The organism is Pseudomonas sp. MWU12-2029, from assembly GCF_023242425.1.
Lineage (GTDB): Bacteria > Pseudomonadota > Gammaproteobacteria > Pseudomonadales > Pseudomonadaceae > Aquipseudomonas > Aquipseudomonas kribbensis.
In genome coordinates, this window is the sequence record NZ_JALJDY010000005.1 from 511,684 (window position 1) to 530,681 (window position 18,998).

15 protein-coding genes are annotated in these 18,998 nt (G+C 61.7%); 14 read left to right on the forward strand and 1 reads right to left on the reverse strand.

Going from position 1 to position 18,998, the window contains the following annotated elements; genetic code table 11:
• The first annotated feature begins 100 nt into the window (after positions 1 to 100).
• The 5 genes from arnT (M5B44_RS15625) to M5B44_RS15645 all read left to right on the forward strand — a co-directional run bounded on the left by arnT (M5B44_RS15625) (position 101) and on the right by M5B44_RS15645 (position 7,210).
• Positions 101 to 1,813: a lipid IV(A) 4-amino-4-deoxy-L-arabinosyltransferase gene (gene arnT, locus M5B44_RS15625; protein WP_248739784.1), complete on the forward strand. Its 1,713-nt coding sequence runs from the start codon at positions 101 to 103 to the stop codon at positions 1,811 to 1,813.
• On the forward strand, positions 1,810 to 3,339 hold the full coding sequence (locus M5B44_RS15630; RefSeq protein WP_248739785.1) for an ArnT family glycosyltransferase: 1,530 nt from the start codon (positions 1,810 to 1,812) through the stop codon (positions 3,337 to 3,339). The genes arnT (M5B44_RS15625) and M5B44_RS15630 overlap by 4 nt, the downstream gene beginning before the upstream one ends.
• A gap of 203 nt (positions 3,340 to 3,542) precedes the next feature.
• Positions 3,543 to 4,556 (forward strand): iron ABC transporter substrate-binding protein, encoded by a 1,014-nt coding sequence (locus tag M5B44_RS15635; RefSeq protein WP_085709962.1) that lies wholly within the window; start codon positions 3,543 to 3,545, stop codon positions 4,554 to 4,556.
• A 3-nt stretch (positions 4,557 to 4,559) separates the two neighbouring features.
• Positions 4,560 to 6,155, forward strand: coding sequence for an ABC transporter permease (locus M5B44_RS15640; protein WP_248739786.1), 1,596 nt, complete (start codon positions 4,560 to 4,562; stop codon positions 6,153 to 6,155).
• A complete protein-coding gene (locus M5B44_RS15645; RefSeq protein WP_248739787.1) occupies positions 6,152 to 7,210 on the forward strand; it encodes an ABC transporter ATP-binding protein in 1,059 nt (352 codons plus the stop codon). Before M5B44_RS15640 ends, M5B44_RS15645 begins: the two co-directional genes overlap by 4 nt.
• Positions 7,211 to 7,217: 7 nt before the next feature.
• Here M5B44_RS15645 and xerC read toward each other — a convergent pair whose 3' ends face one another.
• Positions 7,218 to 8,156 carry a tyrosine recombinase XerC gene (gene xerC / locus M5B44_RS15650; RefSeq protein WP_318653936.1) on the reverse strand — a complete coding sequence of 313 codons (939 nt, stop codon included), beginning with the start codon at positions 8,154 to 8,156 and terminating at the stop codon, positions 7,218 to 7,220.
• A gap of 373 nt (positions 8,157 to 8,529) precedes the next feature.
• On the opposite strand from xerC, the gene arnB reads away from it, so the two are divergent.
• From arnB to M5B44_RS15695, 9 genes are read left to right on the forward strand one after another with little or no spacing between them, the layout of a single operon-like run.
• A complete protein-coding gene (gene arnB / locus M5B44_RS15655) occupies positions 8,530 to 9,681 on the forward strand; it encodes a UDP-4-amino-4-deoxy-L-arabinose aminotransferase (protein WP_134827018.1) in 1,152 nt (383 codons plus the stop codon).
• The gene (gene arnC, locus M5B44_RS15660) at positions 9,678 to 10,700 is read left to right on the forward strand and encodes an undecaprenyl-phosphate 4-deoxy-4-formamido-L-arabinose transferase (protein ID WP_114883231.1); all 1,023 of its coding nucleotides are present in this window, start codon (positions 9,678 to 9,680) and stop codon (positions 10,698 to 10,700) included. Before arnB ends, arnC begins: the two co-directional genes overlap by 4 nt.
• On the forward strand, positions 10,697 to 12,688 hold the full coding sequence (arnA, locus tag M5B44_RS15665; protein ID WP_085709967.1) for a bifunctional UDP-4-amino-4-deoxy-L-arabinose formyltransferase/UDP-glucuronic acid oxidase ArnA: 1,992 nt from the start codon (positions 10,697 to 10,699) through the stop codon (positions 12,686 to 12,688). The genes arnC and arnA overlap by 4 nt, the downstream gene beginning before the upstream one ends.
• A complete protein-coding gene (gene arnD / locus M5B44_RS15670) occupies positions 12,688 to 13,572 on the forward strand; it encodes a 4-deoxy-4-formamido-L-arabinose-phosphoundecaprenol deformylase (protein WP_248739788.1) in 885 nt (294 codons plus the stop codon). The genes arnA and arnD overlap by 1 nt, the downstream gene beginning before the upstream one ends.
• Positions 13,569 to 15,218 (forward strand): lipid IV(A) 4-amino-4-deoxy-L-arabinosyltransferase, encoded by a 1,650-nt coding sequence (arnT, locus tag M5B44_RS15675; RefSeq protein WP_248739789.1) that lies wholly within the window; start codon positions 13,569 to 13,571, stop codon positions 15,216 to 15,218. Before arnD ends, arnT (M5B44_RS15675) begins: the two co-directional genes overlap by 4 nt.
• The gene (arnE, locus tag M5B44_RS15680) at positions 15,215 to 15,559 is read left to right on the forward strand and encodes a 4-amino-4-deoxy-L-arabinose-phosphoundecaprenol flippase subunit ArnE (protein ID WP_065257283.1); all 345 of its coding nucleotides are present in this window, start codon (positions 15,215 to 15,217) and stop codon (positions 15,557 to 15,559) included. The genes arnT (M5B44_RS15675) and arnE overlap by 4 nt, the downstream gene beginning before the upstream one ends.
• Entirely contained in the window at positions 15,556 to 15,969 is a 414-nt protein-coding gene (arnF, locus tag M5B44_RS15685; RefSeq protein WP_248739790.1) for a 4-amino-4-deoxy-L-arabinose-phosphoundecaprenol flippase subunit ArnF, read from the forward strand. Before arnE ends, arnF begins: the two co-directional genes overlap by 4 nt.
• Positions 15,966 to 17,345, forward strand: a complete 1,380-nt coding sequence (locus M5B44_RS15690) for a UDP-glucose dehydrogenase family protein (RefSeq protein ID WP_248739791.1) — start codon at positions 15,966 to 15,968, stop codon at positions 17,343 to 17,345. Before arnF ends, M5B44_RS15690 begins: the two co-directional genes overlap by 4 nt.
• Complete coding sequence (locus M5B44_RS15695) at positions 17,342 to 18,940, forward strand: ArnT family glycosyltransferase (RefSeq protein ID WP_248739792.1); 1,599 nt, start codon at positions 17,342 to 17,344, stop codon at positions 18,938 to 18,940. Before M5B44_RS15690 ends, M5B44_RS15695 begins: the two co-directional genes overlap by 4 nt.
• The last annotated feature ends 58 nt before the right edge of the window (positions 18,941 to 18,998 follow it).

The window sequence follows — 18,998 nt, forward strand, 5'->3', positions numbered from 1 at the left end:
ATCGCACACCTGCATTCATTCAACACGATGACCCGCCCGCTCAGGAACATGCCGGGCAGGCCATCGACACAAGAACTTCGTTTGGCACCAAGGCTTTGTCATGACGTCTGAAAATAACCCGCTGCGACACGCTGCCCGTCATTTCTCCCCCACCACGACTTTCGAGCGTTGGGCCATTCCCGGTCTGATTCTGGCTTTCGTGGTGTTTTATCTGTTGCCGCTGATGACCCACGGCCTGTGGATCCCCGATGAAACCCGCTACGGCCAGATCAGCCAGGAAATGCTGCTCAGCGGCAACTGGGTCGCGCCGCATTTCATGGGCATCCGCTATTTCGAAAAGCCGATTGCCGGCTACTGGATGATCGCGATCGGCCAGGCGATCTTCGGTGAAAACCTGTTCGGCGTGCGTATTGCTTCGGCCCTGAGTACCGGTGTCAGCGTCTGGCTGACGTACCTCATGGCCCGCCGGCTGTGGAACAACCCGCGCATCAGCGTCGCCAGCGCCCTCCTTTATATGAGCTTCGGCCTGATTGCCGGCCAGGCCGGTTACGCCAACCTCGATCCGCAGTTCACCTTGTGGGTCAACCTGAGCATGGTCGCCGTGTGGTTTGCCATCGACAGCCAGACCCCTCGCGCCCGTCTGGGCGGCTGGGCGCTGCTCGGTGTCGCGTGCGGCATGGGCCTGATGACCAAAGGGTTCCTGGCTTTATTGCTGCCGGTGCTGATCGCCCTGCCCTACATGATCTGGCAACGCCGCTTCGGCGAACTGGTGCGCTACGGACTGGTCGCCGTGGTGGTTTGCGTGTTGATCAGCCTGCCGTGGGTTTTGGCTGTTCACTACCGGGAACCTGATTTCTGGCGCTTCTTCTTCTGGCACGAACACATCCGTCGTTTTGCCGCCGGCGATGCCGCGCAGCACGCCCGTCCTTGGTGGTTCTACCTGCCGCTGCTGTTTGCCTCCACCCTGCCGTGGGCCGTTCTGCTGCCTTCGACGCTCCTGCGCACCTGGCGCGAAAAGCGTGACCCGAAAACCGCCTACCTTGCATTGTGGTTCCTGCTGCCACTGGCCTTTTTCAGCCTGAGCAGCGGCAAGCTGCCGACCTACATCATGCCGTGCCTGCTGCCGATCGCCCTGTTGATGGGACAGACCGTGATCAACTGGCTGGATCAGAACAGTGGCCGCGTCCTGCGCCTGAACGGTGTGATCAATACCGTCATCGCCAGTGCGGCGCTGGTGGCGCTGCTTTATTTGCAGGCAACCAAGGAAATCTACGAAAACACCGAGATGTTCAGCCTGTCGCTGGCCTATATCGTGCTGGTGGGCTGGATCATCGCCAATGCCTTGCAAGTGCTGCGTCCGCTGACGTTGTGGGCCATGCCGGCGCTGGGTATCGGCCTGCTGGTGGCGTTGTTGCCGGCGGCCATGCCGGGGCAGATCGTCAACAGCAAGATGCCCGACCAGTTCATTGCCGAGCATCAACAGGAACTGAGTGAAACCGCGTCGCTGCTGAGCAACGATCTGGGCGCGGCCTCGGCGCTGGCATGGCGTCTGAAACGTCCGCAGGTGGATCTGTTCAACACCATCGGTGAACTGAAGTACGGCCTCGAAGACCCGGCCATGGAAGCACGTAAAGTCACGATGGACGGCGTCGGCCAGTGGATGACCGAAGCGCGGAAGAAAGGCGCGGTCGGTGTGGTCTTGCGCGTCAACAGTACGCAGGAAGAGCAGGAAGTCGGATTGCTGCCGGTAGACGGCAAGCATTACCGTCGCGGCAATCTGCAGATCTTCATCTTTCCGCAGCGCCAGCCATGACCTTGCGCAATAACGACCGGGGCGCCCTGCTGCTCCTGCTGGCCGCCAGCGCCCTGATGTTGCTGCTCGGTCTGGGCAGCCGCGAACTCTGGGGCGCGGAAACCCGCTGGGCGAACATCGCGTTGCAGATGATGCAAAGCGGCGATTACTTCGACCCGTACCTCAAGGGTGATCCCTACTACGACAAGCCGCTTTTGTCGTACTGGCTGATCACCGCGACCGCCTGGCTGACCGGCAGTCTCGATCACTGGTCGCTGCGCCTGTCTTCGGTGGTGTCCGCGTGGCTCAGCGTCTGGCTGGTGTATCTGCTGGGCGAGCAGCTGTTTCGCAAAGGCACGGGGCTGATCGCCGGCTGGATGCTGGCGACCACCTTCTATTTCGTGTTCTGGGCGCGGGTCGCCACCGCTGACATCCTGACGGTCTGCGGTGTGCTGGCGGCGGTCTGGTGGTACTGGCGCGGGCCGGACGATACGCGGTTTTCGCGCTATCTGGTGTTCTGCGTTCTGCTGTCCCTGACTTCGTTGTTCAAAGGCCTGATCGGTTTCATCCTGCCGGGGCTGGTATTGCTGCCGCACCTGCTGAGTGAAGGCCGCTGGAAACGTCATCTGAACCTGCGTCTGCTCGCGGCGCTAGTGATTGCCGGGGCGTTCTACATGACGCCGTTCCTGCTGTCACACCTCTACGGCGCACCTAATTACGGGGAAAGCGGCCTGGGACTGGTGTTGCGGGAAAACGTCGTGCGGTTTTTCCAGCCGTTCGACAACATCGGCCCGATCTACACCTATTTGCTGTACCTGCCGATCTACACCCTGCCCTGGGCGCCGTGCTGGATCATTGCCCTGTGGGTCGCGGCGAAGAACTGGAAACACATCGAACCGGACACCCGCTGGCTGATTCAGGGCCTCGGGTTGTTGATGCTGTTCTTCACCGCCAGCGGCAGCCGGCGCAGTTACTACGTGTTGCCACTGGTGCCGTTCGCGCAACTGCTCGGGGCCTGGTGGATTACCCGGCGCATGGCCGCGCGAAACGCCGAGAGCCCGTTTGGCGGGCGCGGACTGAAAATCGGCTTTGCCGTGACCACGGTGTTGCTGCTGGGGATTCTCGGCGTGCTCTACCCCTGGACCAACAGCGGTGGCGGCGCGATCCGCTTCGGCGAAACCGTGCGCCTGCAAGCCAGCCAGCGTGCGCCGTTGAGCCAATGGCACTTCGTCATGGTCGAGGTGGACAACAAGGTCCCGATGTACCTGCAGACCGGCGGCGAGCCGTTCTACTACGTGCCGGAAACCCGCGACTTCCCTCGCGATGGCGATGCTGCCGCGATGTTCGAATGGCTGGAACGCACCAGCGGCAAGCACTGGGATCCGAAGCGTACGATCTTCGTCGCCCAGTACCGCACCGGCGAACCCGTGCCGCTCTCCAAACTCGGTCAAGACCATCAAGTCATCACGACCACCCCGACCCGCGGCGAACAAGTGTTCCATGGCCGCGAGGATCAAAGCGTCGCCTACCTGCCCCAAGGCTCCTGAAAGACAACGCCGGGTTCGCCCGGCGTCCCCGCCCAGTGACTGCTAACCTGAATGGCAATGACATGTATTAACGGTTTGTTTGACGTTTTTTTCTCATTTGCCTCTCTACATTGCCAGCCAGCCAACATATGCAAATCATTCGCATTGAAGTTTTCCGGCGAATGCTTGCCCATAACGTCTAAAAAAACAGGAGCTGCTCCGTCATGAGTCCATCCCTTCCGTCATTTCTCAAGCACGCTACTCTGGCAACCGCGCTGCTCGCAGCCGGTCAGGTGTTTGCCGCCGATTCCGTCGGCATCGTGGTCTACAACGCCCAGCATGAAACCCTGACCAAGGCCTGGGTCGCCGGCTTCACCGAGGAAACCGGGATCCCGGTCACGATCCGCAACGGCGACGACACGGAAATGGGCAACCAGCTCGTGCAGGAAGGCGCAGCCTCTCCGGCGGACGTGTTCCTGACGGAAAACTCCCCGGCCATGGTGCTGGTGGACAATGCCAAACTGTTCGCCCCGGTGGCACCGGCCACCCTTGAACAAGTGGGTTCGGCTTATCGTCCGGCCCATGGCCAGTGGGTCGGCATCGCCGCTCGCTCGACAGTCTTTGTCTACAACCCGGCCAAACTGCCGGAAAAAGACCTGCCAAAATCCCTGATGGATCTGGCGACCCCGGCATGGAAAGGTCGCTGGGCTGCATCCCCAGCCGGTGCGGACTTCCAGGCCATCGTCGCCGCCGTGCTGGAACAGAAAGGCGAAGCCGCCACTCTGGAATGGCTCAAGGGCATGAAAGCCAACTTCACCGCCTACCGTGGCAACAGCTCGGTGCTCAAAGCGGTGAACGCCGGCCAGGTGGACAGCGGCGTGATCTATCACTATTACGCTTTCGTCGATCAGTCCAAGACCGGCGAAAACAGCAAGAACACCGCCCTGCACTATTTCAAGCATCAGGATCCGGGCGCGTTCGTGAGCATCTCCGGTGGTGGTGTGCTGAAGTCCAGCAAACACCAGGAAGAAGCACAGAAATTCCTCCAGTACATCACCGGCAAGCAAGGCCAGGAAGTGCTGCGCACCGGCAATTCCTTTGAGTACGCCGTGGGCAAGGACTCGGCGTCCAACCCGAAACTGGTGCCGTTGAAGGATCTGGACGCACCGAAAGTCGACGCATCGAAGCTCGACAGCAAGAAAGCCGTCGAACTGATGACTCAGGCGGGACTGCTTTAATTGATGCCTGAAACTCTGCCGGCGGGGATCGCTGCGGCGCCCTCCGCCAACCTTTCACGCAGGTCCCGCGCCCTCAACGGGCGCGGGAGCCCCTGGGTGGTCGTACTGGCGATCGGTGTTTCATTGCTGTCGTTACTGCCGATCGGTTTTGTGGTCGGCGTGTCGTGGTACACCGGCTGGGCGACCATCGAAGCGTTGATCTTCCGCCCTCGGGTGGCCGAACTGCTGGTCAACACCGTGCTGCTGGTGTTGATCACCCTGCCGATCTGCATTGTGCTGGGCATCACTCTGGCCTGGCTGACCGAGCGCACCAACCTGCCCGGTCGGCGTTTGTGGTCAGTGCTGGCGGTTGCGCCGCTGGCGGTGCCGGCGTTCGTGCACAGTTATGCATGGGTCAGTCTGGTTCCGTCGATCAATGGGCTGCCGGCCGGTGTGCTGGTGTCTGTGATCGCTTACTTTCCGTTCCTTTATTTGCCGATTGCGGCGACGTTGCGTCGTCTCGACCCGGCGATCGAAGACGTGGCCGAATCCCTTGGCCTCAAGCCTTGGGCCGTATTCTTCCGGGTGGTGCTGCCGCAATTGCGGCTGGCGATCTGTGGCGGTGCACTGTTGGTCGGCCTGCATTTGCTGGCCGAATATGGCCTGTACGCGATGATTCGCTTCGACACCTTCACCACGGCCATTTTCGATCAGTTCAAATCCACCTTTAACGGCCCGGCCGCCAACATGCTCGCCAGTGTTCTGGCGCTGTGCTGTCTGGCGATGCTGACCGTGGAATCTGCCGCTCGTGGCCATGCGCGTTATGCCCGGGTCGGCTCCGGCAGCGCCCGGGAGCAGCGGACCGTGCGTCTCAAACCCGGCATCGCAGCCCTGGGCCTGTGCCTGCAAACCCTGACCTGCCTGCTGGCCCTTGGTGTCCCGCTGCTGACGCTGGGCAGATGGCTGGTCGCTGGCGGCGCTGAAGTCTGGCAAGGCGAAGAGTTGTTGCCGGCCTTGCTCCAGACTTTGTCGTTCGGCGTGGCCGGTGCGGTGTTGACCAGCCTTGCAGCAATCCCGATTGCCTGGCTGTCGATCCGCGCGCCCGGCAAACTGCAACGCGTGCTGGAAGGCTGCAACTACATCACCAGTTCCCTGCCGGGGATTGTCGTGGCGCTGGCACTGGTCACCGTGACGATCCACTTCGCCCGGCCAATCTATCAGACCACCATCACCGTGCTGCTGGCGTACCTGTTGATGTTCCTGCCGCGGGCGCTGGTCAGCCTGCGTGCCGGCTTCGCCCAGGCGCCGGTAGAGCTGGAAAACATCGCGCAAAGCCTCGGTCGCTCGCCGCTGCGCGCCTTGTGGCTGATCACCCTGCGCCTGGCCGCGCCGGGTGCGGCGGCGGGTGCAGCGCTGGTGTTTCTGGCGATCACCAATGAATTGACCGCAACCCTGTTGCTCGCGCCCAACGGCACGCGCACCCTGGCCACCGGTTTCTGGGCCATGACCAGCGAAATCGACTACGCCGCCGCAGCGCCTTACGCGCTGCTGATGGTGGTGCTTTCGCTGCCGCTCACGGCCATCCTCTATCACCAATCCAGGCGCAGTGCCGGCCGATGAACGCTCTCGACATCATCAATCTCAGTAAATCCTTCGGCGCGCAAACGGCGCTGGACACCATCAACCTGTCCGTTCCGACCGGCAGTCGCACCGTGATCGTCGGTCCGTCAGGCTCCGGCAAGACCACGCTGCTGCGGATGATCGCCGGGTTCGAGTTCCCCGATGCCGGCAGCCTGACGCTCAACGGCCAGACGCTCGTCGACAGCACCCACGCCGTGCCCGCCTACCAGCGCCAGATTGGCTATGTTCCGCAGGATGGTGCGCTGTTTCCACACATGACCGTGGCGGACAACATCGGTTTCGGTCTGAGTGAAACCGGCAGCGCCAGAACCGAGCGCATCCAGGCATTGATGGACAGCGTGGCCCTGAACGCCAACATGGCCAGCCGCTGGCCCCATGAATTGTCCGGTGGCCAGCAGCAACGGGTGTCGCTCGCCCGGGCACTGGCCCAGCAACCGCGCCTGATGCTGCTGGACGAACCCTTTTCCGCCCTCGACACCGGCCTGCGCGGTGCCATGCGCAAAATGGTCGCCCGTCTGCTCGAAGAGAGCGGCGTGACGACGATTCTGGTCACCCACGACCAGGGCGAAGCCTTGTCGTTTGCCGATCAGTTGGCGGTCATGCGTGACGGGCGACTGGTGCAGTCAGGGCATCCGATGGACCTCTACCGCTACCCGGACGACGAGCAGACCGCACGGTTTCTTGGGGAAGCGGTGGTCATGCCGGCGCAGATCGAGGCCGGTTGGGCCCATTGCGATCTTGGGCGGATCGCGGTGAACAGCAACGGTTTCTCCGGTCCCGCGCAGATCATGCTGCGCCCGGAACAGCTTCAGCTGTCCGACCTTCCGGCCGACTCAGAGGGCTGCAATGCCGTGGTCACCGAACGCGACTTCGGCGGCAACACGTGCACCCTGACGGTCGAGCTGCGTGCCGCAGCCAATGAAGAACCCGGTCGTTCGCTGCTGGTACGCAGCACCGGAATGCACGCGCCGCCAGCCGGCAGCGCGGTACAGCTATCGATTCTCGGGGCGGCCCACGTCTTCGACGCGTCGTAACACTCGACTACAGATCGAAACGATCCACGGCGCGACGCCGTTCATTGTCGTCGCGCACGTCGTAGTTGGCGGTCGTCTGGATATTGCTGTGATGCGCGAGTTTCTGGGCGATCGACAGATCGTGCTCTTCGATCACCCGGGTGATGAACGAACGCCGGAAATCGTGGGGCATGATCTTCACCCCGACCTGAGTGCCGCGCTGGCGGGCGATGTAATAGATTGCATGCTTGGTGATGCGCTCGCGGGTGATGTGGCTGCCCCGGCGGATGCGGTTGAACAGAAACGTATCGTCGCTCTCGCCTTCCTTGAGCTCTGAACGGCGAAACTCCAGCCAGGCATTGAGCTTGGCGAAGGCCCAGGCCGGTGCGTATTTGATCAGTTGTTTGTTGCCCTTGGCGGTGACGCACAGGCTGCGTTCAGTGAAGTCCACCTGATTCAGGTCCAGATCCACCGACTCGGATTTACGCATGCCCGTGCCGTACAACAACGCAATCACCGCCGCGTCACGCAGCCCCTGCGGACGCGGATCGGCCGCACAGACTTCCATCAACTCATGAATCAGCGTGCGCTTCAGGTTGCGCCCCTGAGACAGCCGCGTACCGGCAATCCCCTTGACCGAGCGCATCTTCAACAGGTGATCCTGGCTGATCAGGCTCATGCGCCAGGCTTCGTTCATGACCCCACGAATGGCGTTTACATAAAGTGAAGAGGTGTTGGGGGCGTAGTTATCGGCACGCAATGCGGCGACTAACGCGACAACATCCTCGGGTTGCAGGGCGTGCCAGGGAATGTCCTCGACATTCATGTCTTCAAAACCGAGGCGATCGGCGGCATCTTGTAAAACGTACCGCATGGTGAGTTGGCTGGAAGGTGCCAAACGCGCCAAATACAAGGACAAAGGGTTACTTGCGATAGATTCTGAAGAGGTAACGGATAAGCTGCTCAAACGAAAGGCCTTGAGTAAAAAACAGTCCAGCACAACAACTAACAACTGCAATGAACTTGAAGTAAGGAAGAGTCTTGTAGTAGGACTTTTCCGATAAAGCCGCGGAAATCTGAACAGCGGCTGTATGAATTTGAGATAAACGATTCACCGACCGGTTTTTCATATTCCTTTCACAAAATCGGGAATAACCTTAGCTAGATAGGTCCTCAGTCGGTACCGCCCAACCTGCCGGGCAACGCCTGAAAAGTCAACCAACCCCCGACGTCATGCTTACCAAGCAACTCGTTGATGCAAAACCTGTTTTTTGCGTCTACGCTGGGATTGGATCCGATGAACAGATGGATCTGTCCATTTTTTTCGCAATGAGGTGTCCATGAGTCAGGCGTTTCTCCCCTTTTCTCGCCCGAGTATCGGCGATGAAGAAATTGCGGCCGTCGAGCAGGTTCTGCGCTCGGGCTGGATCACCACCGGGCCGAAAAACCAGGCACTTGAAGAACAGTTCGCGCAGTACGTGGGATGCAAGCACGCCGTTGCACTGTCATCTGCCACCGGCGGCATGCACATCACCCTGCTGGCCCTGGGCATCGGTCCCGGCGATGAAGTCATCACGCCGTCGCAGACCTGGGTCTCCACCGCCAACATGATTTCCCTGCTGGGCGCCACGCCGGTGTTCGTCGATGTCGACCGCGACACCCTGATGACCGACGCCGCCCGTATCGAAGCCGCCATCACGCCACGCACCAAAGCCATCATTCCTGTGCATTACGCCGGTGCCGCGTTCGATCTGGATCCGCTGTACGCACTGGCGGACAAGCACGGCATCGCCGTCATCGAAGACGCCGCCCACGCCGCCGGCACCCGCTACAAGGGCCGCCACGTCGGCTCCCACGGCACGGCGATCTTCTCGTTCCACGCGATCAAGAACATGACCTGCGCCGAGGGCGCGATGTTCGTCACCGACGACGAAGCCCTGGCCAGCCGCGTGCGCATGCTCAAGTTCCACGGTCTGGGCGTCGATGCCTACGACCGTTTGACCGGTGGCCGCAAGCCACAGGCCCAGGTCATTGAGCCGGGCTTCAAGTACAACCTGTCCGACATCAACGCCGCCATTGCCCTGGTGCAACTGGAGCGTCTGGACGCCATCAATGCCCGCCGCACCGAGCTGGCCGGTCAGTACCTGCAAAAGCTCGAAGGTCTGCCCGTACAGCCGCTGGCCGTGCCGCAGCAATACGCGCAGCAACACGCCTGGCACCTGTTCATCCTGCGCATCGACAGCGAGCGTTGCGGGATGGATCGCGAAGCCTTCATGAAGGGCCTGCAGGAGCAAGGCATCGGTACCGGCATTCATTTCATCGCCACCCACCTGCACACCTGGTACCGCCAGCGTGACCCTGACCTGTACCTGCCCAACACCGAATGGAACTCGGCGCGGCTGTGCTCGATTCCGCTGTTCCCCGACATGACCGACCAGGATCTGGATCGTGTTGTCGGCGCCATCGCCACTCTTATGGACAAACGCTCGTGAGACCTTACCCGATTAAATGCGTGTCGATCGTCATCCCGGTCTACAACGAACAGGACAGTCTGCCTGAGCTGCTTCGGCGCACAGAGGCGGCCTGCGCCCAACTCAAACATGACTACGAAATCGTGCTGGTCGACGACGGCAGCCGCGACGAGTCGGCCAACATGCTGGAAGAAGCCGCCGGACGCGAAAACAGCCCGTTCGTGGCGGTCATCCTCAACCGTAACTATGGCCAGCACGCCGCGATCATGGCCGGTTTCGAGCAATGCAAAGGCGACGTGGTCATCACCATCGACGCTGACCTGCAGAACCCGCCGGAAGAAATTCCGCGTCTGGTGGCCGAAGCCGAAAAGGGTTACGACGTCGTCGGCACCGTGCGTGGCAACCGTCAGGATTCGGCCCTGCGCCGCTACCCGTCGAAGTTGATCAACCTCGCGGTGCAACGCTCCACCGGCGTGGCCATGAGCGACTACGGCTGCATGCTGCGCGCCTACCGCCGCACCATCATCGACGCCATGCTCGCCTGTCGTGAACGCAGCACGTTCATTCCGATCCTGGCCAACAGCTTCGCCCGCCACACCACCGAAATCGTCGTGGCCCACGCCGAGCGTGAGCACGGCGACTCGAAATACAGCCCGATGCGCCTGATCAACCTGATGTTCGATCTGGTCACCTGCATGACTACCACGCCGCTGCGTCTGCTGAGCATCGTCGGCTTCGCGATGGCAGGTCTGGGCGCACTGTTCGCCGTTGCGCTGATCGTCCTGCGCCTGGCGTTCGGTGCAGGCTGGGCCGGTGACGGCACGTTCGTACTGTTTGCGGTGCTGTTCGTGTTCACCGGTGGCCAGTTCATCGGCATGGGTCTGCTGGGTGAATACCTGGGACGCATGTACAGCGACGTGCGCGCCCGCCCGCGCTTCTTCATTGAAAAGGTGTTGCGCAGCCAGCCGGCCTCCCCGGCACCTGCGGTCACCGTTGACGGCCTTACTTCCAATTCCACTTCCGATCAGGTTCTCTCATGAGTGCAAAAACTGTTGTCTTCGCTTACCACGATATTGGCTGCGCCGGCATTGAAGCCCTGCTTAACAGCGGCTACGACATTGCAGCAGTGTTCACTCACGCCGACGATCCGAAAGAAAACGCCTTCTACGCCTCGGTTGCACAGCTGTGCGCCAGCAAAGGCATCCCGGTCCACGCCCCGGAAGACGCCAACCACCCGCTGTGGATCGAGCGCATCGCCAAGCTCGACCCTGAGTACATTTTCTCGTTCTACTACCGCAACCTGCTGAGCGAACCGCTGCTGGCACTGGCCAAAAAAGGCGCGTTCAACCTGCACGGCTCGCTGCTGCCACGCTACCGTGGTCGCGCACCGGCCAACTGGGTGCTGGTCAACGGCGAAACCGAAACCGGCGTCACCCTGCACCGTATGGTCAAGCGCGCTGATGCCGGCGCTATCGTTGCCCAGCAACGCGTTGCCATCGAGCGCAGCGACACCGGTCTGACCCTGCACGCCAAACTGCGCACTGCCGCCAGCGACCTGCTGCGCGACACCCTGCCGAACATGCTGCAAGGCAAGATCACCGAAACCCCACAAGACGAATCCAAGGCCACCGTATTCGGCCGCCGTACTCCGGCGGACGGCAAACTGGTCTGGGCCAAACCGGCCGAGCAGCTGTTCAACCTGGTCCGCGCCGTGACCCGTCCGTACCCGGGCGCCTTCTGCGCCGTAGGCGAGCACAAGCTGATCGTCTGGAGCGCCGAAGTCGTCAAGGGCAACGAGGGTCAGGCCCCTGGCCGTGTGATCAGCGTCGATCCACTGCGTATTGCCTGCGGTGAAGACTCGCTGGTGATCAACGCCGGTCAGCGCAACGACAACGGTCTGTACCTGAGCGGCCCGCAACTGGCCAATGAACTGGGTCTGGTAGACGGCTCGCTGCTGCGCGGTGCCGAATCCGGCCGTGCGCCACGTCGCACCCGTGTGCTGATCCTGGGCGTCAACGGCTTCATCGGTAACCACCTGTCCGAGCGCCTGCTGCGTGACGACCGCTACGAAATCTACGGCCTGGACATCGGCTCCGACGCCATCGACCGTCTGCGCGACCACCCGCGTTTCCACTTCGTCGAAGGCGACATCAGCATTCACTCCGAGTGGATCGAGTACCACATCAAGAAGTGCGACGTGGTCCTGCCGCTGGTGGCCATCGCCACGCCGATCGAATACACCCGCAACCCGCTGCGCGTATTCGAACTGGACTTCGAAGAGAACCTGAAACTGGTTCGCTACTGCGTCAAGTACAACAAGCGCGTGATCTTCCCGTCGACCTCGGAAGTCTATGGCATGTGCCAGGACAAGAACTTCGACGAAGACAGCTCCAACTTGATCGTCGGCCCGATCAACAAGCAGCGCTGGATCTACTCGGTTTCCAAGCAACTGCTGGACCGCGTGATCTGGGCTTACGGCGCCAAGGGCCTGAACTTCACCCTGTTCCGTCCGTTCAACTGGATGGGCCCGCGTCTGGACCGTCTGGACTCGGCCCGTATCGGCAGCTCCCGTGCCATCACCCAGCTGATCCTGAACCTGGTGGAAGGCACCCCGATCCGTCTGTTCGACGGCGGCGAGCAGAAGCGCTGCTTCACCGACATCGCCGACGGCGTCGAGGCGCTGGCCCGCATCATCGACAACGACAACGATGTCTGCAACGGCCAGATCATCAACATCGGCAACCCGGAAAACGAAGCCAGCATCCGTCAGTTGGGCGAAGAACTGCTGCGTCAGTTCGAAGCTCACCCGCTGCGCAGCAACTTCCCTCCGTTCGCCGGTTTCCGCGACGTGGAAAGCAAGGCGTTCTACGGTGCCGGTTACCAGGACGTGGAACACCGCAAGCCAAGCATCGCCAACGCCAAGCGCCTGTTGAACTGGGAGCCGACCGTGGAAATGCGCGAGACCATCGGCAACACCCTGGACTTCTTCCTGCGTGAAGCCATGCTCGAAATCGCGGACAAGCGTTAATGCAGGCAGGTCTTCGTATCGATGTCGACACCTACCGAGGCACCCGTGAAGGGGTGCCCCGGTTGCTGGAAATCCTCGACGAAGCGCAGGTCAAGGCAACGTTTTTCTTCAGTGTCGGCCCGGACAACATGGGCCGACATCTGTGGCGCCTGATCCGCCCGCAATTCCTCTGGAAAATGCTGCGTTCCAACGCCGCCGGCCTGTACGGCTGGGACATCCTGCTGGCCGGGACCGCCTGGCCGGGCAAACCGATCGGTCGCGACCTCGGGCACCTGATGCGTCAGGCCCGGGACGCCGGCCATGAAGTCGGCCTGCACGCCTGGGATCACCACGGCTGGCAGGCCAATGCCGGCACCTGGAGCGACGCGCAACTGATCGAGCAGATCCGTCGCGGCGTCGACACCCTGAGCGACATCATCGGCGAGAAAATCCAGTGCTCGGCCGCAGCCGGATGGCGCGCGGACGAGCGCGTGGTCGAAGCCAAAGAAACCTTCGGTTTTCGCTATAACAGCGATTGCCGCGGGAGTCGGCTGTTTCGACCGCTGCTGGCTGACGGTTCAGTGGGTGCGCCGCAGATTCCGGTGGACATGCCGACCTTCGACGAGGTGGTCGGCCCGACCGTGGCGGCGAAGGACTTCAACGCCTTCATCCTTGACCGGTTCCGCCCGGACAACCTCAACAACTACACCATTCATGCCGAAGTAGAAGGGATTCTGATGGCCGACGATTTTCGCCGTTTGCTGGCCGATGCACGCCAGCGAGAAATCGAGTTCAAGCCTTTGGGCGATCTGTTGCCCGAGTTTCTCAACACATTGCCTGTCGGCCGTGTGCAGCGTGGCGTCCTCGAAGGCCGTGAAGGCTGGCTGGGAGTGCAAGGGGCATGAGCAAACGCTGGGCACTGCCGCTGCTGATCGGACTGTTTCTGCTCGCCTACCTGCTGCCACTCGGCACCCATGGCCTGTGGATTCCCGATGAAACCCGTTACGCCCAGATCAGCCAGGACATGCTGCTGAGCGGCAACTGGGTGTCCCCGCATTTCATGGGCCTGCGTTATTTCGAGAAACCGATTGCCGGTTACTGGATGATTGCACTGGGCCAGGAACTGTTCGGGCAAAACCTGTTCGGCGTGCGTTTCGCCTCGGCCCTCAGCACCGGTTTGAGTGTGCTGCTGTGCTTCCTGGTCGCCCGTCGCCTGTGGAACGAGCCGCGCAAAAGCTTCATCTGCGCCCTCCTCTACATGAGCTTCACGGTGGTTGCCGGTCAGGCGGGTTATGCCAACCTCGATCCGCAATTCACCTTCTGGGTCAACCTGAGCCTCGTGGCCCTGTGGTTTGCCGTCGACAGCCGCAGCACTCGGCAACGCGTAATCAGTTGGGCTGTGTTGGGGCTGGCCTGCGGCATGGGGTTCATGACCAAGGGTTTTCTCGCCTGGCTGCTGCCGGTGCTGATCGCCCTGCCCTGGATGCTCTGGCAGAAACGCTGGCGTGAACTGCTGATCTACGGCCCGGTGGCGGTTGCCGTGGCGATCATCGTCAGCCTGCCGTGGGTGCTGGCCGTGCACAGTCAGGAACCGGATTACTGGCGGTTCTTCTTCTGGCACGAACACATCCGCCGCTTTGCCGGTGACGATGCTCAACACGACGCGCCGTGGTGGTTCTACCTGCCATTGCTGGTTGCCTTCAGTCTGCCGTGGGTCGGCATGCTGGTGCCGGCGTTCAAGCAAGCCTGGCAGACCCGTACCCAACCGGGCATTGCCTTCCTGCTGCTGTGGCTGGTGATGCCGCTGGCATTTTTCAGCACCGCCAATGGCAAACTGCCGACCTACATCCTGCCGTGCCTGCTGCCGCTGGCGCTGTTGCTGGGTCATGCCCTGGCCGACCGTCTGCGTCTGGAACAAGGCCGGGCCTTGAGCATCAACGGCCTGCTTAACCTGGTGCTGGGCGTCGTCACGCTGATCGCACTGGTTTACCTGCAACTGAAAAAACCGGTGTACGACCATGAGCTGCACAGCATGGTGCTGGTGTTCATTGCCCTGATCGGCTGGATCATCGCCAACCTGGCGCAAGCGTTTCTGCCGCTGCAGTGCTGGGCCGCTCCGGCGCTCGGCAGTCTGTTGCTGATCGGCGTGCTGCCGGCCGCGCTGCCGAAGTCGGTGGTGGCCAACAAGACTCCGGACCAGTTCATCCTGCATCACCTCGACGAACTGTCCGGCACCACGCACCTGCTGAGCAACGATCTGGGTGCGGCCTCGGCACTGGCCTGGCGTCTGAAGCAACCCAAGGTGGCGTTGTACAACACCGTGGGCGAGCTGAAGTACGGCCTGAGCTATCCCGAAGGCGCCGAACAGCGGATCACCACCGATGAAGTCCAGCAGTGGGTACGCGATGCCCGCCGCACCGGCTCGGTCGGCGTGGTCATGCGGGTCAAGGGCGACGACGAGTTGCATGAAGTTGACCTGCTGCCCAAGGACGGCACTCGCTACGAACAAGGCAATCTGGTGATCATCGTCCTGCCCAAGGATCCGTCATGAGCTGGTTGCTGTTGCTGACGGCGTGTCTGCTGACGTGCCTGGGCCAGGTGGCACAAAAGTACGCGGTGGAGAGCTGGCGCGGTGTCGACTCGTCCTGGGCCGACAAACTGCGCTCGCCGTGGCTGTGGCTGGCGCTGTTCGCACTGGGTTCGGGCCTGCTGGTCTGGCTGCTGGTGTTGCAACGCCTTGAAGTGGGCATCGCTTACCCGATGCTCAGCCTCAACTTTGTGCTGATCACCTTGATCGCGCGTTTCGTGTTTCGCGAACCGATCGATCGCCAGCACTGGATCGGCGTGGCGCTGGTGATCGGCGGCGTGGCACTGCTGGGGCAACAGTCATGAGTCAGGGTCGCGGAATCGGCTTCGCCCTGGGCAGCGTTTTGCTGGTCAGTGGCGCCCAGCTGGGCATGCGCTGGAGCATGACGCGCCTGCCGCAGCCGGAACAATGGTTGTCAGCCCTGAGCAGCGGCAGCGTCGATCTGTCGGCGCTGGCGGTGGTGTTCACGGCCATTCTCGCCTACGCACTGTCGATGCTCTGCTGGCTCGCCGCCCTGCGCGACCTGCCGCTGGGCCGGGCCTATTCGCTGCTGAGCATCAGCTATGCGCTGGTGTACCTGTTGGCGGCCAGTCTGCCGCTGTTCAACGAATCCTTCAGTTTCACCAAATCACTGGGCGTGGCACTGGTCATGCTCGGTGTCATCACTATCAACACTCGTCCGGCACAAGCGCCCGATTTGAGGAGTGCTCCATGAAAATCACAGTATTTGGAAGCGGTTACGTCGGCCTGGTGCAAGCCGCGGTTCTGGCCGAGGTCGGCCATGATGTCGTGTGCATGGATATCGATCAGAAGAAGGTCGAACTGCTCAGCCAGGGTCACGTCAGCATCTTCGAACCGGGCCTGTCGAGCCTGGTCCGTGAAGGCCTGGATTCCGGTCGTCTGCACTTCACTTCCGATGAGAAAACCGCCGTGCTTCACGGTCGCGTCGCCTTCATTGCCGTGGGCACACCGTCCAGCGAAGATGGCTCGGCCGACCTGAAATACGTGCTGTCGGTGGGCGACGCCGTTGCCCGTCATCGCGAGCAACCGCTGATCCTGGTGGAAAAATCCACCGTACCGGTCGGAACTGGCGACACCCTGCGCGCCCATATCCAGGCCGCGCTGGACAAGGCCGGTCGCGCGCTGCAGTTCGATATCGTCTCCAACCCGGAATTCCTCAAGGAAGGTTCGGCGGTCTCCGACTGCCGTCGTCCGGACCGCATCGTCATCGGCTGCGAAGGCGATGAAGTGCGCGACGTGATGCGCGACCTGTACTCGCCGTTCAACCGCAACCATGACCGCATCATGTTCATGGACCTGCGCAGCGCCGAGCTGACCAAGTACGCCGCCAACTGCATGCTGGCGACCAAGATCAGCTTCATCAACCAGATCGCCGAACTGGCCGAACACCTGGGCGCCGACATCGAGTCGGTACGCCAAGGCATCGGCGCCGACACGCGCATCGGTTACCACTTCATTTACCCGGGCTGCGGCTACGGCGGCTCGTGCTTCCCCAAAGACATGCGCGCGCTGATCCACAGTGCCGAACAGGCCCATTGCTCCAGCGACCTGCTGCAAGCGGTCGAAGCGATCAACGAGCGTCAAAAGCACAAGCTGTTTGACCGCATCAATGCGTTCTACAAGGGTGATCTTCGCGGCAAGACCTTCGCCTTGTGGGGCCTGGCGTTCAAGCCGAACACCGACGACATGCGCGATGCGCCAAGCCGCGTTCTGCTTGATTCGCTGTTCGCCGCCGGCGCCAGCGTTCGCGCGTTCGACCCGGAAGCGATGCAGGAAACCCAGCATCTGTACCCGAACGAAGAAAAACTGATGCTGATGGGCACCCCTGAATCGGTGCTTGCCGGTTCCGACGCCCTGATCATCTGCACCGAATGGCAACAGTTCAAGGCGCCGGATTTCGACCTGATCCAGCAACGCCTCAAGGATCCGGTGATCTTCGACGGTCGTAACCTGTACGACGCCGATCGTCTGTCGCGCAATGGCTTCAAGTACTTCCCGATCGGCCGTGGGGATTCGCGCAAGTTGCCGATCCCGCTGCAACAATGGCCTAACACTGCGGACGTCGCTTGATTACGTTGTCGCCTGCCATCCGCCGGCAGTCCCTGATCGCAGGGCTGCTGGCACTGTTGTTGTTTATCGCCGGGGTTTATGGACAGGCACCCATTGGCTTTGATTCACGCTTTGTACTGTTTGCCCAGGAAATGCTGCGACACGGGCCGACGGTATTCCCGACCACGTATGGCCAGCCGTACGCCGATTATTCGGCGGTTTCGACGCTGTTCATCTGGCTGTTGTCGCTGCCCTTCGGCGCGATCAATACCCTGACCGCGTGGTTGCCCAGCGCCATCGCCGGCGGGGTGATCGTGACATTGATGTACCGTTTGCTGGCGGTACATTCGCAACGCTGGGCATTGATCAGCATTGCGCTGCTGATGCTCACCAGTACGTTCATCACGGAAGTCCGCGCGGTGTCGCAAGACCTGATGCTGGCCGCCGTCGCGCTGTCGGTGTTCTACCTGGGTTACGCGCACGACCATTTCGGTTCCGGCCGGCGCTGGCCGCTGATTTTCGTCCTGTTGTTGCTGGGTTTCGGTATTCGCGGTCCTATCGGGTTAGTGGTGCCGACCGGCATGCTCTGCAGCTATTACCTGCTCAATCGTCAGTGGACACGGCTGTTCGTGTTCGGTGTGCTGGCGTCGATCCTGCTCGCGGCGTGTGTCGGCTTGTTGTTGTGGCTGGCCAAGCTCAGCGGCGGCGAGGCCTTCCTGCAAGACGTGATCCGCATGCAGTTCATGGGGCGCATGGATGGAAGTGAAGGCGTCAGCGGTTCGCTGTACTACTTCACCAGTTCGCTGGGCAACTACGCACTGGCTTATCCGCTGGCGATTGTGGTGCTGGCGGCGGCGTGGCTGAGCAAACCGCATCAGCGCGGACCGGCCTTGCGCCTGGTGCAATACTGCGCGGCGGCCGGGTTGATCGTGATGATCGGTCTGTCGATTCCACAGGCGAAGAAGGCGCGTTACCTGCTGCCGATGTTGCCGATGGCAGCGATCATCGCCGCGTATCCGTTCCAGGTGGCTCACGGTCGGGTTTTCGCCTGGTTGCGCGGGATCATTCAGGCCCTGTGGCTGCTGACGCCGCTGTTGCTGATCGTTGCCCTGCTGGTTGCGCGACGCAAGTTCCCGGAGCTGTTGACCGGTGTCATGCCGGTGCTGATCGTGCTGGGCCTGCTGCAACTGCTGGCGCTGTCCCGACTGTGGAAGCCGCGCTGGCGTGCCGAGGTGTTGGCACTTAGCGCCGTACTGGCGTTGTGGACGGTCTATGCCGCCGTGTTCGAGCCGGTGGAACGCGCACTCTACGACACCCGTTCTTTTAGTCGTGCGGCGTTCGCCCAGGTTCAACAGAACCCTGCCCCGCTGGTGCTGCACGGCATGGGCAAGGACGCCAAGGCGATCAAGTTCATGGTCAACGTCGAGCAGGACCTGCAACCGCAGTTCACCGAAACCGTTCAGCAACTGGAAGCACTCCAGGGGCCGGCCTGGCTGATCATGGACAGCAAGGACCTGCAGTCGCTGCAAGGCACGCCGCTGGCGAGCCTGCAACCGGTACTGAGCGGTCGCTTCGACAAGAACGATTACGTGCTGTTGTACCTGAAACCCTTGTAGACCTCGCTGAAGGCTGCGATCTTGCGGAGCTTCCCAGGATCGCAGCCATCGGCAGTTC